Origin of the sequence: Natronobacterium texcoconense, assembly GCF_900104065.1 — an archaeon.
GTDB lineage: Archaea > Halobacteriota > Halobacteria > Halobacteriales > Natrialbaceae > Natronobacterium > Natronobacterium texcoconense.
In genome coordinates this window covers 25,816-41,119 of sequence record NZ_FNLC01000003.1, presented here as the reverse complement: position 1 = coordinate 41,119, position 15,304 = coordinate 25,816, and the positions used below count along the sequence as shown (strand labels likewise).

18 protein-coding genes and 4 tRNA genes are annotated in these 15,304 nt (G+C 62.6%); 11 read left to right on the top strand and 11 right to left on the bottom strand.

Annotated features, from left to right (window positions below; genetic code table 11):
* Positions 1 to 129: 129 nt before the first annotated feature.
* Positions 130 to 202, bottom strand: a tRNA-Asp gene (locus BLR35_RS13815).
* A gap of 294 nt (positions 203 to 496) precedes the next feature.
* A tRNA-Gly gene (locus tag BLR35_RS13810) sits at positions 497 to 567 on the bottom strand.
* Between the two features lie 273 nt (positions 568 to 840).
* On the opposite strand from BLR35_RS13810, the gene BLR35_RS13805 reads away from it, so the two are divergent.
* Positions 841 to 1,635, top strand: coding sequence for an NAD+ synthase (locus BLR35_RS13805; RefSeq protein WP_090383098.1), 795 nt, complete (start codon positions 841 to 843; stop codon positions 1,633 to 1,635).
* Here the strand turns inward: BLR35_RS13805 and BLR35_RS13800 are convergent, their stop codons facing one another.
* Together BLR35_RS13800 and BLR35_RS13795 are read right to left on the bottom strand one after the other, a co-directional pair.
* Positions 1,636 to 2,175 carry a GNAT family N-acetyltransferase gene (locus BLR35_RS13800; protein ID WP_090383096.1) on the bottom strand — a complete coding sequence of 180 codons (540 nt, stop codon included), beginning with the start codon at positions 2,173 to 2,175 and terminating at the stop codon, positions 1,636 to 1,638. It lies immediately after the preceding gene.
* A gap of 56 nt (positions 2,176 to 2,231) precedes the next feature.
* Positions 2,232 to 2,942: an enoyl-CoA hydratase/isomerase family protein gene (locus tag BLR35_RS13795; RefSeq protein WP_090383094.1), complete on the bottom strand. Its 711-nt coding sequence runs from the start codon at positions 2,940 to 2,942 to the stop codon at positions 2,232 to 2,234.
* A 60-nt stretch (positions 2,943 to 3,002) separates the two neighbouring features.
* Here BLR35_RS13795 and BLR35_RS13790 point away from each other — a divergent pair, with 60 nt between their 5' ends.
* From BLR35_RS13790 to BLR35_RS13770, 4 genes are all read left to right on the top strand, one after another.
* Positions 3,003 to 3,800: a DUF7114 family protein gene (locus tag BLR35_RS13790; RefSeq protein WP_090383091.1), complete on the top strand. Its 798-nt coding sequence runs from the start codon at positions 3,003 to 3,005 to the stop codon at positions 3,798 to 3,800.
* Between the two features lie 95 nt (positions 3,801 to 3,895).
* Positions 3,896 to 3,967, top strand: a tRNA-Thr gene (locus BLR35_RS13785).
* A gap of 181 nt (positions 3,968 to 4,148) precedes the next feature.
* On the top strand, positions 4,149 to 4,523 hold the full coding sequence (locus BLR35_RS13780) for a hypothetical protein (protein ID WP_090383089.1): 375 nt from the start codon (positions 4,149 to 4,151) through the stop codon (positions 4,521 to 4,523).
* 467 nt (positions 4,524 to 4,990) lie between these two features.
* Entirely contained in the window at positions 4,991 to 5,686 is a 696-nt protein-coding gene (locus tag BLR35_RS13770; RefSeq protein WP_170831036.1) for a YqjF family protein, read from the top strand.
* Here BLR35_RS13770 and BLR35_RS13765 read toward each other — a convergent pair whose 3' ends face one another.
* Entirely contained in the window at positions 5,687 to 5,977 is a 291-nt protein-coding gene (locus BLR35_RS13765; RefSeq protein ID WP_090383086.1) for a DUF7521 family protein, read from the bottom strand. It abuts the gene before it with no gap.
* Positions 5,978 to 6,083: 106 nt separating this feature from the next.
* Here BLR35_RS13765 and BLR35_RS13760 point away from each other — a divergent pair, with 106 nt between their 5' ends.
* A complete protein-coding gene (locus tag BLR35_RS13760) occupies positions 6,084 to 6,323 on the top strand; it encodes a CDGSH iron-sulfur domain-containing protein (RefSeq protein WP_090383084.1) in 240 nt (79 codons plus the stop codon).
* 8 nt (positions 6,324 to 6,331) lie between these two features.
* On the opposite strand, the gene BLR35_RS13755 is transcribed toward BLR35_RS13760, so the two are convergent.
* The 3 genes from BLR35_RS13755 to BLR35_RS13745 are packed head-to-tail and all read right to left on the bottom strand — an operon-like array spanning position 6,332 to position 9,821.
* Positions 6,332 to 8,761 (bottom strand): heavy metal translocating P-type ATPase, encoded by a 2,430-nt coding sequence (locus tag BLR35_RS13755; RefSeq protein WP_090383081.1) that lies wholly within the window; start codon positions 8,759 to 8,761, stop codon positions 6,332 to 6,334.
* Positions 8,762 to 8,783: 22 nt separating this feature from the next.
* Positions 8,784 to 9,608 carry a sulfite exporter TauE/SafE family protein gene (locus tag BLR35_RS13750; RefSeq protein WP_090383079.1) on the bottom strand — a complete coding sequence of 275 codons (825 nt, stop codon included), beginning with the start codon at positions 9,606 to 9,608 and terminating at the stop codon, positions 8,784 to 8,786.
* 6 nt (positions 9,609 to 9,614) lie between these two features.
* On the bottom strand, positions 9,615 to 9,821 hold the full coding sequence (locus tag BLR35_RS13745) for a DUF8131 family protein (protein ID WP_090383076.1): 207 nt from the start codon (positions 9,819 to 9,821) through the stop codon (positions 9,615 to 9,617).
* A gap of 100 nt (positions 9,822 to 9,921) precedes the next feature.
* Here BLR35_RS13745 and BLR35_RS13740 point away from each other — a divergent pair, with 100 nt between their 5' ends.
* The 4 genes from BLR35_RS13740 to BLR35_RS13725 are packed head-to-tail and all read left to right on the top strand — an operon-like array spanning position 9,922 to position 12,896.
* Positions 9,922 to 10,158 (top strand): hypothetical protein, encoded by a 237-nt coding sequence (locus BLR35_RS13740; RefSeq protein WP_090383074.1) that lies wholly within the window; start codon positions 9,922 to 9,924, stop codon positions 10,156 to 10,158.
* Positions 10,155 to 10,940, top strand: coding sequence for a cytochrome c oxidase subunit II (locus BLR35_RS13735; RefSeq protein WP_090383071.1), 786 nt, complete (start codon positions 10,155 to 10,157; stop codon positions 10,938 to 10,940). Before BLR35_RS13740 ends, BLR35_RS13735 begins: the two co-directional genes overlap by 4 nt.
* The gene (locus BLR35_RS13730) at positions 10,933 to 12,693 is read left to right on the top strand and encodes a b(o/a)3-type cytochrome-c oxidase subunit 1 (RefSeq protein ID WP_090383069.1); all 1,761 of its coding nucleotides are present in this window, start codon (positions 10,933 to 10,935) and stop codon (positions 12,691 to 12,693) included. Before BLR35_RS13735 ends, BLR35_RS13730 begins: the two co-directional genes overlap by 8 nt.
* A gap of 5 nt (positions 12,694 to 12,698) precedes the next feature.
* Positions 12,699 to 12,896, top strand: a complete 198-nt coding sequence (locus tag BLR35_RS13725; protein ID WP_090384113.1) for a CbaC protein — start codon at positions 12,699 to 12,701, stop codon at positions 12,894 to 12,896.
* A 33-nt stretch (positions 12,897 to 12,929) separates the two neighbouring features.
* On the opposite strand, the gene BLR35_RS13720 is transcribed toward BLR35_RS13725, so the two are convergent.
* Positions 12,930 to 13,241 (bottom strand): DUF7091 family protein, encoded by a 312-nt coding sequence (locus BLR35_RS13720; RefSeq protein ID WP_090383066.1) that lies wholly within the window; start codon positions 13,239 to 13,241, stop codon positions 12,930 to 12,932.
* A gap of 104 nt (positions 13,242 to 13,345) precedes the next feature.
* Complete coding sequence (locus BLR35_RS13715) at positions 13,346 to 14,068, bottom strand: RNA-guided endonuclease InsQ/TnpB family protein (RefSeq protein ID WP_280139371.1); 723 nt, start codon at positions 14,066 to 14,068, stop codon at positions 13,346 to 13,348.
* An 82-nt stretch (positions 14,069 to 14,150) separates the two neighbouring features.
* Here BLR35_RS13715 and BLR35_RS13710 point away from each other — a divergent pair.
* A tRNA-Ile gene (locus BLR35_RS13710) sits at positions 14,151 to 14,258 on the top strand.
* A 232-nt stretch (positions 14,259 to 14,490) separates the two neighbouring features.
* Here BLR35_RS13710 and BLR35_RS13705 read toward each other — a convergent pair.
* Entirely contained in the window at positions 14,491 to 15,153 is a 663-nt protein-coding gene (locus tag BLR35_RS13705; protein ID WP_090383064.1) for a helix-turn-helix domain-containing protein, read from the bottom strand.
* Positions 15,154 to 15,304 lie beyond the last annotated feature (151 nt).

Sequence of the window (15,304 nt, the reverse complement as noted above, 5' to 3'; positions counted from 1 at the left end):
CCGCGGTCGCACGACCTCGCTTCGCTCGGCTGCGTGCTCCCTGGTTCAAATCCCTTTTTCCGTCTTTGCCGCTCACGGGTGGCAAGCACACGCTACGCGGTGCTCGCTGGTATTGTTCGCGGAAGAAGACGCCCGAGGCGGGATTTGAACCCGCGTCACAACCGTGACAGGGTTGTATGATGGGCCACTACACCACCCGGGCTTGCAACTCAACGTATCCCGGTGATAGTATTAAGGCTTTTCAATCGAACCCCGTGTGGTACGGGGAATCGGGACACGATTCCCGCCCGGCACTCGAGTGCCTGTTCCCGTCTTCCACTGGACGACAGCACGGCTGACTCTCACTGACTGTCCTCGAAATGGCGAGTCATGCACCGACTGGGAACTGAACCCGATGGCGAGACGGTCACGCTCACTTTGCTCGCATGCTGCGACTCGCGTGGTTCAATTCCCTCGATTACGCATTCGCCGCTCGCGAATTTGCGAGCGGCAGAAGTGCGCCGGCCGGGAATTGAACCCGGGCTATGAGCTTGGGAAGCTCATGTCCTACCACTAGACCACCGGCGCACTTCGCTCACTTCGTTCGCTCGTGCCCCGTGGCTCGCAAATCCGACGGATTTGCTCACCACCGGCGCACTGCCGCACTACGTTCGTTTGTGCGCCGTCGTTCGACGAACCCTGTTCGCCTCACTGCGGCGCATTCGAGCGTACATCATTCTACCCGCCGATTCCACTTCAACGTAGCGTTCGTTCTCCGCTTTCCTGTCAAAACTGCCCATACGTCCATTGATCGAACTCGAGGGCAGGATATTAGACGGTTCCACGTGTAGACGTCACTAAATGATCGACCTTCGGTTCTCGGAGGCGGAACTGGATCGGCGACACGACCACATTACCTCGTTCATTCAGGAACGAGTCGACGCCGCAGGCACTGACGGAGCCGTTCTCGGTCTCTCTGGTGGCATCGACAGCACGCTCACCGCTCATCTGGCCGTCGAAGCACTCGGTGCCGAGAACGTCCACGGGCTCGTTCTCCCGGCCCGTGTCAGCGGCGACGACAACATGAGCGACGCCGAGCGAGTCGCACAGGACCTCGAGATGAGCTACGACGTCATCGAGATCGAACCGATCGTCGACTCGTTGCTCGAGGCCTACCCTGACGCCGAGGGCGACCACGTTGCCGTTGGCAATGCTCGAGCACGTGTGCGTGCCGTCCTGAACTACCTCGTCGCGAACCACGAGGACCGACTCGTCCTGGGGACCGGCAATCGCAGCGAGGCAGCGGTCGGTTACTTCACGAAGTACGGCGACGGCGCGGTCGACTGTCATCCGATCGGGAACCTCTACAAGGCACAGGTCCGCCAACTCGCGCGCCACGTCGGTGTTCCCGAGGAACTGGCAGCCAAGACCGCCACGGCGGAGCTGTGGGCCGACCAGACCGACGAGGAGGAGATGGGGGTTAGCTACGAGACACTCGACTCGATCCTCGCGACCCACGTCGACGGCCCGCTGTCGGTCGCTGCAACCGCTCGAGAACTCGGCATCGACGAGGAGACGGTCGAGAAGGTCCGCGGCATGTACGAGCGCAGCGAACACAAGCGGACGGTTCCGCCGGCGCCAGAGCAGCTGGACTGACTACGATTCGTCCGCTCGCCACTCGTCCTCGAGCAGTCCGTACCAGTAGGTATCCCAGTATTCGCCGTCGATGAACTGCGACTCTCGCTCGGTGCCTTCCCTGGTGAAACCGATCGACTCGAGGAGCCGCTGCGAGGCGTCGTTGAACTCGAAGACGTGGGCTCTGATACGATGGAGACCGAGCTGGTCGAAAGCGTATCCGACGACCAGCTCCGCGGCTTCGGAGCCGTAGCCCTGGCCGTGTTCGTCGGGCTCGATCCAGTAGCCGACCTCGGCCGTGCCGGACTCCCAGTCGATCTCGCGGAGTCCGATCGTCCCCACGGGCGAGTCGTCGGCGGTGATCAGCAAGTGAACGCCGTCGTCGCCACAGACGACGTTCTCGAAGAACTCCCGTTCCTGCTCGAGGTTCAGCGGGTGCGAACCGCCGATCGGCCGCCAGACCTGTGGATCGTTGATCGCGTCCCGGAGGAACTCGAGGTCGTCTTCCTCGATCGGTCGGAGGTCGACGCGGTCGCCGGGGAGAAACGTCGAATCGGGCATCGTCTTCTCGTCTCTTTACACCGAGAAAAATATGATGGATCCATCACACGTCGTGTTCACTCGAGGAGAGCGTCGACGTCGTCGGCGTGAGCCGCGACGAGGTCGACGAACGCCTCCGCCTCGCGTTCCTCCTGGGTCGTCCGGCCCGCGTCGTCCCGGAGCCGTCGCTTCAGGACGGTCAGCGTATCGTCGGCGTTGGCTGCAATCTCTTCCGCGACCGTCCGCGGGTTCGACTCGATCCGCGAGATCAGCCCCATCCGGAGCGCCGTCTCGGCGTCGATACTCCGCCCGGTGAGCGCCAGTTCGAGCGCGTCACCCTCGCCGACGATACGGGGAAGTCGGACGGTCCCACCCCAGGCACCGAACAGACCGAAACTGACGCCGGGTTCGCCGTAGGTCGAGTCGGGCGTCCCGACGCGGACGTCACAGGCGAGTGCGAGTTCGAGTCCGCCACCTCGCGCTGCGCCGTCGATTCCCGCAACGACGATGGCTGGCGTGTCCTCGATCGTCCGGGCGACTCGCTGGCCGAGTCGGGCGAACGCCTCGGCTCGCTCCTCGTCTCCGTCCAGGTCGCTCACTGTCTCGAGGTCGGCACCCGCACAGAACGCCGGGCCTGCCCCACGGAGGTAGACGACGGGTTCCTCGACGTCGTCGATCGCCGCCTCGAGTTCCTCGAGAGCATCGATCGTCAGGGCGTTTCTGGCCTCCGGACGGGCGAGCGTGACGGTACGTATCGATCGGTCGGTGTCGGATTCGACCTCGATCATGGCAGGAGTCGACCGGGCGTTTCCAAAGGTCTTTGCCTCCTCCCTCGTAAGGGCCCGCCAATGGAGAAGGCCGACACCTGTCGGCGTGCCGCTTCCGAGGCCGTCGCGGACGTTGAACCACCGCGGTTGTACGACCTGATCGAGTCCGTTCTCGAGCGGGCATCGATGGTTCCCGCCGTGTTGACCCTCGAGAGCGCCGCTGCCGTCGCTCCGGAGACTACCGGCGGCACCAGCGCGAACGTGAACTCCTCACTCGAGGAATCGACGGGCGACGCACCCGCAGTTTCCGCCGACGGGAAGACGGCCGAACGCCGCGAAACCGACGACGTCGATGGCGTGGTCTCCCACGCCGCAGGCGTCCAGCTCATCTACGAAGGGCTCCGACTCACACGCACGCTCGCCCATGACGAACCCTGGCGGGACGACGACCACGACGAGGCAAACGTCGAACCCGACCTCGAGATCCTCGCAGCCGACATCCTCGTGGCACGCGGGTTCTACCTGCTCGCACGCACCGACGCGGCCGGGAAAGCGGTCCGAACCGTCCGGGCCTTCGGCCGGGATCAGACGAGACGCGATACGATCGTCGGCGAGGGCAGCGACCAGTCCGCTCGAGCCACAGAGATCGACGCCAACCTGGAACGGGACGTCCTCGAACTGGCCGTCCGCACCGGTGCGGCCGCGGCCGGCGAAACGCCGACACCACGGCTGCTCGCAGCCGCCGACGAGATCGCCGACGCCGCCGGCACGTCGTTTCCCGCCGCCGAGGACTGTCTCGCCGGATTCGACCGTTCGCCGTCCGAGCAGTCGCTCGAGGATCACACGACCGATCGAGCGACGTCGGCGACGGATCCGTGACCTCCACGATCGCACGAGTGCACCGCGACACACCGACGCACAACCGAGTTGAATCGAAAGCCATAAAGATGGCTCCGGGTAACGGTATAATGCGTGCCTGGGTAGCTTAGCGGTAAAGCGCGTCCTTGGTAAGGACGAGAGCCCGGGTTCAAATCCCGGCCTAGGCTTCTTTTGATTCACTCGTCGGATAGTGTCCCCTGACACTGTTTTGGATGCACTACACCTGATATGAGCGAAGCCTCGTTCGTATAGAAAGATGTTCCTCAAGGAATCTGGCGATTGGAAGCTATTTCTATATCCAGAAAGTACACCACTACACTGATTACGTCAGCACGCTAATTACGGACCATGCCGGTGAGTATCGACGATTTCGAATCCGGCGAGTTGCCACAGGGGCCGAGCGTCCCCGAACAGGTAGTCACGTTTCTGTACGGACAGCGCGACAAGGCATTTACCAGATCCGAAATCGCCACCGCGATCGACGAGGATCCGAACACCGTCGGGACGGCTCTCTCGAGACTGAAAGAGCGAAATCTCGTCCGTCATAAGGGAGAGTACTGGGCTATCACTGACGATACTGAGCGAGTAGCTGCCGCGTACGATCTTCACACTGCTACCCAACGGCTCGACGAGTCCGATGGCGGAATCGATCCGGACGAGTGGCAGGAAGCCGCTCCTGACACGTTCCATCCGAGCGAGCGGGCATCCGACGAGGGAAACTGATCGATGCAACCGGAGCGCGGTGACGTCGTGCGGAGTCAGATCCGTTCAAACTCGGTGCCGAGAAACAGCGGCCATGGCTCGTAGTGAACAACGAGACGCACCCGTTCGACGGCGAACAGCATCTCGCCGTCGCAATCTCGACCAAGCAGTACGAACCCTCGATCGAACTGTCATCCGACGTCTGGGAAGTGGGGGGTGTCCCTCGCGAATCGTTCGTCTCTCCATGGGCAGTCCATTCTCCGAGAACTGAAGATATCGTTGCGTGGCAGGGCCGGGTCACGGCGGAGTTCGTCGATACTGTCATTGCTGAAATCGAGAGCTATATCGAGTGATGCCGCCCGAATATCGTTTCTTCGGCGATCGGCTTTCAGGTAGCGAGTATCGGACGTAGCTGTCCAGGGTCCGGGACGTCTGGATATACCACTGTCCACCACACTAACCTTCCCTCGAGTTGTAACACCACTGAAATGCTTGGTTCCCTCAACATGGGCTGGCGGCACGTCCTCTTCGCCAACTGGCCGGTCGACCCCGACGTCGTGCAGGCACGTCTCCCCGACGCCCTCGAGGTCGACACCCACGACGGACGGGCGTGGCTCTCGGTGGTTCCGTTCACGAACGTCGACGTTCGGCCGAAACGCGCTCCGTCCGGCGTGGGACTACCGCTGCCAGAACTCAACCTCCGGACGTACGTTACCTACGAGGGTAGGCCGGGCGTCTACTTCTTCAGCCTCGATGCACAGGGGGTGCTGGCCGTACTCGGCGCTCGAGCGTTCCATCACTTGCCGTACTACTACGCGCGGATCGCGCTCGAGGTCGTCGGTTACCGTGTCAGGTTCGAGAGTCGCCGTCGTCATCCCGGTGCGAGACCCCTCCGGTTCGATTCGACGTACGGACCGACTGGCGACCGGTATCACGCCGATGCGGGATCGCTCGAGTTCTTCCTTACGGCTCGAGACCGGTACTACACGGAATCGCCGAGCGGCGAGCTCCGGTACGCCGTCGTCGAGCACGAGCCGTGGCCGCTGTACGACGCGACTGCCGAAATCGAACCCGACGAGGTTTTTCGGGCCAACGGGTTCGCGACGCCGGAGAGCGAACCGCGATACCTCTACAGCCCTGGGGTCGAGACGGTCGCGTCCGAAAGCAAACGCCTCGAGCCGTGATCAACTGACGTACAGCGAGTACGCGATCACGAGAAAGCCGGCGAGCATCAGGAGACTCTCGAGGAAGATCCCGGTCATCAGCGGGACGTCGAGCAGTTCGTACAGCATTCCGGCGAGTACCAGCCCGAGGGTGACGAACCCGAAGCCGACCGCGAGCAAGCCGAGCGATCGCTGTCGGGTTCGACGATAAGCCTTGAACGCGAAGAACGTGATGAGGCTACCGACGAGCAGTATGAGCGTCTTGACGACGGCGAGTGCGATCGCGGTCGGCGCCTCGGCGTACGGACTCATTGTCTTCGATCTGTCCTTGCGCACGACGAACAAGTAACTTGTCGATATCGTTCCGCGCTCACGAGCCGAACGGGGGAATTTTGCCGCTGGCAGCCGGAGACCCCCTATGACGCGACTCGTCGAACTCGAGGAGAGTGGCCCGCGGAAACTCGACCCGTCCGATATCGACGACGAGAACGGTGACGTCGCGGTCTGTCAGTGTGGCCTCTCCGAGTCGTTCCCGTTCTGTGACGGCAGTCACCGCCGAACCCGAGACGAAGCCGACGACGAGACCTACGTCTACGAGGACGGCGAACGGAAGGTCGTCGAGCGGGTCGTCACCGCCGACGAGAGGCCAGAGGAGTAGCGGACTGGTTACCGGATCGATCGTGCGGAGTTGATCACGACCAGCAGGCTGCTCGTCGCCATCGCGAGTGCCGCGAACAGCGGGTTCAACAGTCCAGTGATCGCGAGTGGGATCGCGACCGCGTTGTAGAAGAAGGCCCAGCCGAGGTTCTGTCGGATCCGGCTGTTGGTCCCACCGGCGATCTCGAACGTCTCGGTGACTGACTCGAGGTCGTCGCCGACGATGACGGCGTCGGCCGCATCGGTCGCGAGTTTCGTCCCGCTGCCCATCGCGATTCCGACGTCCGCCGCCGCGAGCGCAGGGGCGTCGTTGCTCCCGTCGCCGACCATCGCGACGGTGCCGCGAGCACGGAGTCGTCTGACCGTCTCGGCCTTCGCTTCGGGTGGAACGCCGGCGAAGACCTCGCTCACGCCGTCGACGGCACGGAACCGATCTGCTGCAGCCCCTTCGTCGCCCGTGAGGACGACGACCTCGCGGTCCTCGGCCAGCGCGTCGACCGCCGATTTCCACTCTTCGCGCGGGGAGTCGCCCACGACGATCACGCCGCGGGCCCGCCCGTCCCAGCCGACGACGACCGGGACGTCGCCGGCCGCTCGAGCGTCGTCGATCCGGGGCTCGAGCGCGTCCGGAATCGTCAGTCCGGACTCGCGGAGGTAGTCCGGGTGGCCGACGACGACGCGGTCACCGTCGACGACGCCGCTGACGCCGCGCGAGTCGCGTTCGAACGTTTCGACGCTGGTCTCGAGGTCGGCGTTCTCGTCGTTTCTCTCGACGGCTGCGTCCGCGACCGCCGCTGCGATCGGGTGCTCCGAGAGTCGTTCGACGGCACCGGCCCGCCGGAGCAGGGCGTTCTCGTCTCCCCCTGCGTGAATCGCTGTGACGGTCATCGTCCCCGTCGTGAGCGTCCCGGTCTTGTCGAGGACGACGACGTCCACGTCGGGTGCTTCCTCGAAGAGCGTCTCCGCGGCGACGACGATCCCGCGTTTCGCGGCTGCCTGGACGCCCGAGGCGATCGCAAGCGGCGTCGCCAGCCCCAGCGCGCAGGGACAGGAGACGATCACGACTGTCAGTCCGACGAGCAGGGCCGTCGAGAGAGGGGAGCCAGTCGCGAGTAAAATCACGGTCGCAGCCGTCGCCAGCACGAGTACGAGCGGCACGAAGATCGTCGCCAGTTTGTCCGCGAGTCGCTGGACGCCCGGCCGGGAACTCTGGATCGACCACAGCAAGGAGACGAGTCGATCGAGGGTGCTCTCGGCGTCCTCGCCGACCTCGATCACGACCGGCGTGTCGGTGACGACGGTGCCGCCGCGGACGGGGTCGCCCGGTTCCTTCTCGACCGGCAGGGATTCGCCCGTCACCAGCGACTCGTCGACGGCGGCTTCCCCCTCGAGCAGTTCGCCGTCCAGCGGGATCCGCTCTCCTGGCCGCACGAGCAGTCGATCCCCAGGTTCGACCATCTCGAGCGAAACCGTCTCGCCGTCCTCGAGACGCGCTTCGTCGACCTGCTGTTCGGTCAGGTCCGAGAGGAGGTTCGTGGCGCGGCGTTTGATCCGCTCTTCGTAATACGTGCCAGCAGTGACGACGAGAACGACGGCGACGCTGACGTCGAAGTAGAGGTCGGTCCGGCCGAGCACCATCGCGAGCGTGCTGTAGGCGTAGGCACCGACGGCGGCCGTCGTCACGAGCAAGTCCATGTTCGGCATCCCCGCTCGCAGGCTGACGTATGCACCCCGAAGGATCGGATACCCCGTGTAGAAAAGGACGAACGAGGTCATCAGCCAGATGTTCACCGAGACGTAGTAGCCGTCGTAACTCCCGAAGTCGGCAACCGGTTCGTAGCCGAAGTAGGTCGGATAGAGGAAGACGGCATACCATACCATCACCATCATCCCGAACAGGCCGCCGCCGATCAGGAACTTCACGAGCGCCTGGTCGCCGCTCGACTCGCTCTCGTCGGTCGCACGATCCCGTGCGGTGTAGCCGTATCCCGAGACGACCTCCGGCAGGTCGTCTTCCGCGAGCCGATCCGAATCGTACACAAGTCGCACGGTTTCGGTCGCGTAGCTTGCCTGTGCGCCGAGGACGCCGGCTTCGGATTCTGCCGTCGTCTCGAGAAAGGCCTCGCAGGTCGAACAGTGCATCCCCTCGACCGCGAGGTAAGCGTCCTCGCCCTCGAGATCGTCGAGGTCGGTGGCGTCGGACTCGTCGAGTCGACCCTGGACCTCGTCGGCGTCGACGTCGTCGACAGCGTCGACCGTTCGGGAGACCTCGAGACACCCCTGACAACAGAAGGTGCCGTCGACGTCGGGAGCGGTAACGGGGTTGTCCGCCGTTGGGAGCGAACAGAGGCTGCACGCGCCCGATTCGTCGTCGTTCACTACGGTCGCGTCGCTATTGGTGGTGGCGTCCGGGTCGGGGAGTGAGGGGTGGTCCGTCATGTGTCGGGAGACGGGACGATCGTTACAGCGGCTGGTAGAACGGCAACGGCGGATGCGGGAGGGGGATGCCGTACAGCATCAGGCCGTGTTGCAAGGGGATGTAGCCGAGCAGGATGAACCCGAGGCCGAGGGCCCGGTGGAGCCGAACTCGAGTCGACGTTTCGATCGAGTTCAGCAACGTTCCGTAGAGAAACAGCGTCGGAATCGTCCCGAGTCCGAGGATCCCGAGCGAAAGCGCGCCGCGGATCGGATCGCCGAGCGCGAAGGCGTACATGTACGCCGGGTAGATGATCGGACACGGGAGCAGCCCGTGGACCGCTCCCAGCCCGACGATCCCTGGCGAACCGGCGAGTCGATCGACCCGACTCGCGAGCAGTCCCGAGAGCCAGCGGAAGAGGGGGCCGACGACGGGAAGTCCGTGTGGGAGACCGGCCTGGCCACGGAGGTAGTACAGTCCGCTCGCGATGATCGCGATTCCGACGAGGATTCCCATCGCTCCCCTGACAGCGTTCCCGCTGCTCGAGACGACGTCGACCGAGGTAAACGCCAGGCCACCGAGGAGACCGAACAGGCCGCCGATCGCCGCGTAACTCGCTGCACGACCGAGGTTGAACAGTCCGTGCTGGCGGACCTCGAACAGGGAGAGGCGGTTCTCGCCCCTGCGTTTCGATTCGGCTCCCTTGCTCATTCGATCGGCGTACGTCGTTACGAGTGGGCCACACATTCCCAGACAGTGTGCGCCCGCAAGCAGGCCGACGAGCAGGAACACCGCGAGGTCGACGTTCTCGGCGGCCATCGCCGTCGCTCCATGGTCGTGGGCGTGTGCGAGTACCTCGAGTTCGAACATGTGAAGTTACGACGACGATCCGTCCGATCCGTGAGCGTGATGGCCTTCGACCGGGGTGAACGCGATGAACAGACAGGTGAGGATAATCAGGACGTTTATCGCGGAGACGACGCCCGCGCTCAACGAACCTGCGAGCCCGTACCACGATACGGGAAGGAGTGCCAGGAGGCCAACGATGAGCGCTCGACGCGGTGTGAGACTTTCAAACGCCATGTCGGTACCTGGGTATAGAGGATACTTAAAACGTGGATTGGTTCCCAACCGATAAGAACGAGAACTGCTCGTAAGTCCTGTCTGTTCCCTACTCGACCGTATGAGTTCGGCGACAGAGTCAAGAGAGTCCGAGCAACCCACTCGTGAGGCCGGTCATGATAAACCCGTAATTCGTGAGATCGGCCACGACGAGTACGATCCGGTGGGAACGCTCGCGTTGATTGCATTGTACTTCCTCATACTGGTACTGCTGTGGCTGTTCATGTACTTCGTCGAGTTCCTCGGTAACGATCCGACAGTCGTCGGCTGGATCGGAACGGGGGTGGGGCTCGCATGAACATTCACACCTACGAAAAACTCTGGCTGGTCGCGGCGATGGTCCTGATCGTCGGCTTCATCGCGACGATCACCTACGGCTCCGTCGGCCTCGGAATCGCGATGGTCGACGACAGCGAGGACACCCTCGACCCGAACGAGATCAACGATCACGAACAGTTCGGCGATCCAGGCGTCGTCCAGGTCGGTGAGAACGAGTACGAGGCCTACGTCCGCGCCCAGACCTGGACCTACAACCCGAACACGATCGAGGTGCCCGAAAACAGTGAAGTAACCTTCTATGTCACGAGTCCCGACGTCATTCACAGCTTCAGCCTCGTCGGGACGAACGTCAACACGATGGTCATCCCCGGCGAGGTCTCCTCGATGACCGTCGAGTTCGACGAACCCCGCGAATACGGCGTCGTCTGCAACGAGTACTGTGGCCAGTACCACCACGACATGGAGGGGACCGTCGAAGTCGTCCCCGAAGACGAGTTCGACATGACCGAACTCTCCGTCGATGCACCCGGCGAGGTCACCTCCGGCGAGGAAATCGAGGTCGCTGCCACGGTCGAGAACGGCATGCTCGAGGACCTCGAGACGACCGTCACCGCCGACGTCGGCGGCGAGCAGTTCGAGGAAGACGTGACCGTCGCCGACAGCGAGACGGTGACGTTCACCGTCGACGCCGCCGACCTCGGCGAGGGCGACCACGACTGGACGGTCACCGTCGACGACTACGAGGAGAGCGGCCAGGTGACTGTGACTGACGGCGACGACGGAGGTGAGGACGATGAATAGCGAGAACGTCTACCTCGACGACTTCCCGAGTGAAGCGAAGCTGATCCACGCCGCGTTCTGGAGTTCGTTCATCGCGCTCGGTATCGGCGCACTCTTCGGCGTGATCCAGGTACTCCACCGTGCCGACGTGGTCCGGTTTATCGACTCGACGGACTACTACACCGTGCTCACGATCCACGGCGTCTTGCTCGCGATCGTGTTCACGATCTTTTTCCTCGTGGGCCTTTTCACGTGGGCGGTCACGACGAGCCTCGATCGCGAACTGAAGAGCATGCGCTTCGCGTGGGGCTGGTACGGCCTGATGTCGCTCGGGACGCTGCTGGCCGGGATCACGATGTTCGCCGGCTTCACCGACGTCATCGACATGAGCGCGTCCGTGCTCTTTACGTTCTACGCGCCACTCGAGGCTCACCCGCTGTTCTACGTGGGTCTCGTGCTGTTCGTCGTCGGGACGTGGGTTGCCGGCTTCGACTGGCTGCGCACCTGGTGGGCCTGGCGGTCCGAGAACCCCGGTGAACGCATCCCGCTGCCGACGTTCATGGTCGTGACGACGACGATCATGTGGTATCTCGCTACCCTCGGCGTCGCCGCAGCGCTCCTGTTTTTCATCCTCCCCTGGACGCTCGGCATCGTCGACGGGATCAACCCGACGCTGACCCGGACGCTGTTCTGGTTCTTCGGCCACCCGGTCGTCTACTTCTGGCTCATGCCGGCGTACATGATGTGGTACATCATGCTGCCGAAGCTCTCCGGCGGCAAGCTGTTCAGCGATCCGCTCGCCCGCGTCGTGTTCGTCCTCTTCCTGATTCTCTCGGTGCCGACCGGGATCCACCACCAGTATCTGGACCCGGGCATCTCTGAAGGGTTCAAGTTCATCGCGATGACGAACACGATGTTCCTCCTGCTGCCGAGCCTGCTGACCGCGTTTACCGTCGTCGCCAGCATGGAACACGGTGGCCGACAGCGCGGTGGTGAGGGCTACTTCGGCTGGCTCAAGGCACTTCCGTGGCGCGACCCCGTCTTCACCGGGATGGCGCTGGCCGGCCTGATGTTCGCCGCCGCCGGCTTCTCGGGGATGATCAACGCCGGCATGAACATCAACTACCTCGTGCACAACACCTTCTGGGTCGTCGGTCACTTCCACCTGACCGTCGGGACGGCCGTCGCGCTGACGTTCATGGCCGCGGCCTACTGGTTCGTTCCGCAGGTTACCGGCAAGCGACTCTGGAACCGCTCGCTTGCACTCGTCCAGGTCCTGCTGTGGTTCGTCGGGATGACGTTCATGAGCAACGCGATGCACCGCGGCGGACTCCTGGGTATTCCCCGCCGAACCGCAGAACCCCAGTACGAGGAATTCTCCTTCGAGGCTGGCGTCGGCTCCGTCGCCGAACTCGACGCACAGGTCGTTCTCGGCGGCATCCTGCTGGGTCTCTCGGTCGCGCTGTTCCTCACGATCATGGTCGCGACCGTCCTCGGAAGTCGCAATGGCGGCGTTCCTGCCAACGGCTACGCCGATACGCTGTCGGGTCCCGAAGACGCGCCGCTCGTGCTGGACAACATGAAGCTCTGGACGGCCATCGCGATCGTGCTCGTGATCTTCGCGTACACGTTCCCGATCCTGAGCATCGTCGAACGTGGCGGCCTCTTCGGATACGAGATCAGCGGCTTCCCCGTGACCATCGACGTGGCAATCTCGACCGCCCAGACGGTCCTCGTCGACTCGCTTCCGTCCGTCGGTGAGGTGATCCGGTAGTGGAGTTGCGAATCTCGAAAGCCGCGTTGCTCATACTCGTGGCTTTCATCGTCCCCATCGTGGTCGAACTCCGGACGGTACTGGCGTGGTTCCACGTCGAACTGACCGTCCTCGAGTCGATCGTACTCGCCGTTGCGATGATCGCCGCTGTCCTTCTCTGGGCAGTCTGGCCAGAGAACGGCGCCGAGCCGAACTCGGGATAGTCGACTGATCTCGAAAAAAACTTCGCTTTGCGGTTACCAGGTCTCGATCCGACCCTCGTGGACGTCCTCCGCACACCCCTCACAGTCCGGGTGTCCCGCCTCGTAACAGGCCGGCCGGTACTGGTCGTCGAGCATCGCCGCCCGCTGTTCGGCGTAGCGCCGACAGACGATCCTGACCCGTCCCTCCTCGTCCGACGGCAACCCGCGGGCGTTTTTCGCCACTTCGTAGGCCTCGCGTGCGTCCTCGAGCTGGCCGTCGGTCGACTCACGTAGCTGTTCGTACTGCTCGCCTGCTTCCTGGAGTTTCGAACGAAGGAACCGCTCGAGGCGACGACGATCCGGCATTCACTCTTCGTTCGGCCGCCTGCCACATAGACCCGTCGCCGGTGGGCTCGAGAGCTGTGTGCTCGAGTGTACGAGGCGGAGAGTAAGGGGTGAACTACCTCAGCCTACTTCGCTCGCCTGACAGCTCGCTTTGTTGAGGCAGTGGTTTCCAAGTCGGCTCGCAAGCGTACTGTTGCAGAGGCTCGGTCAGCACCGCTCGGTTCGAGCGCAGGTTCACAGACTGCGCCGAGACTGGATAGTGGGCACACGATGTCCTTACCCAGTCCTTTCTTTGCGATGTTCGTCGCACCGTTCTTGTCCGCGTTGTCGTCCAATCCGCACTCGTGACACAGGTGTTGGCCCTTCCCGTTCCGAGTCGTCGTTTCCTGCTCCCCACACCGCCAACACGTTTGGCTCGTCATATACTCGTTCACGGACTTCACCGCGATACCCGCGAACGTCGCCTTATACTCGATGTAGTTCTTGAGCGTATGGTGTGGCATCGAGTGGAGCCGACGATTCATCTCCGCTCCGAGGTCTTGATTCTGGATACCTTCGAGGTTCCCGACCACGATGAGCGCGTTGCGCTCTTTGGCTTCTTCCACGATAGCGCGAGAAATTTTGTGGAGGCGGTCGTTCACTCGGCGGTACTCCTTCGCCTTGACCGACTGGAGCGTGTCGTAGCACCCCTTCTCTTGCAGACGAGTGCGGAGGTCGTGATGGTGTCGGCGGATACGGCGAATCTCTCTACCGTAGAACTCGGTGTTACGGGACGGCAACGCCACCGACGTTGCCACCCACCTGATGCCGAAGTCTACGCCGATAACTCCGTCGTACTCCTCGCTGATTTTCGATTCTTGAGCGACTCCTTGAGGACGGGGACTTAGCCTCGTAAACGTTAACTTCCGGCCCCTTTTTCCTCCGAGTGAAGGGCCCTTAGCTCAGTCTGGTTAGAGCGCTCGGCTCATAACGAGGTCGTACGATAGTGCGGTCGCGTGAGACACCGAGTGGTCGATGGTTCGAATCCGTCAGGGCCCATCCAGAAACTGCACGGTTCTGAGCAACGGATCTATGGGGTACGGTGATTCACCCTTATTTTTGGTTTTGGGTAGTGATGGCGTTGTTCAGAGTAGCGTTTGAAGGAGTGAGACGGTGGAATTCGAGGTATCCATGCCTAAATTCGACCGCCTCAATGAGTCTAGCACCGAAATTCAGTTAGATTTTGTGGCGCGCGAAGCGATCATCTCCTACGGAGAGGAGGAAGACTCGTTCAATCGGCGCGAATACAGATATCCGGCTGGTGTTCGCAGTCGCCGGTGACGAACTGCTTAAGCACCCGTTCTTCGACGCGGTGGAGGGTTTCGCTGCACGTCGATTTCGCGATATCGAGTTCTTCGGCGAGTTCGACTAATGTAATGCGCCGCGGGGTGTCGTAGTAGCCCCGGTCGATCGCTTCGTGCAGGATCCACCGCTGTCTGTCCGTCAACAGGGAATCGGAGTCGGCCTCTGGCTGGATTCGGTGGAGCCTATATTGGATATCGGACGCATCAAAACTATCGACGAGGTCCGACAATTGGTCCTGTGGCAGCGTCGTCTCGAGGGTCATCCGGCTATCACTGATTTCGAACGGCATACTTAGCGGGACCCCGGCTGACTGGATTGCACCCAACACGTGTGGTGTCGTCGTTTCGAGCTGGACGCGTCGACGGTGATGGGCCGACTCCTGGACAGTATGTGTCGGTACCGACTCGAGTGTCTCCAGTTTGTCACAGACTGCCTGCGCGTTGGAACCGATTATCTCGAGACGGACGGCACCAACCCCGTCAGTTACGGTCGCTGCGAGGACTCGGAACCGGAGGTCGGGGTACTCGCGGGATAGTCGACCGAGCCACGCGTCCGTCGGCATCGTGATGGTGAGTTCGATGTAAGGCATGATGTTGTGTGAACGAACCCGATCGCCGAGTATCGTCGATTGGTTCGTCGTTGCCCCCTTGTTTTAGGCCCACCTAAGAATAGGTTGGCGCGTATATATTCGGTTTGTATTTAAAAAGACCCGTTGGACCGGGGGCCCATTCTGTAAGTAC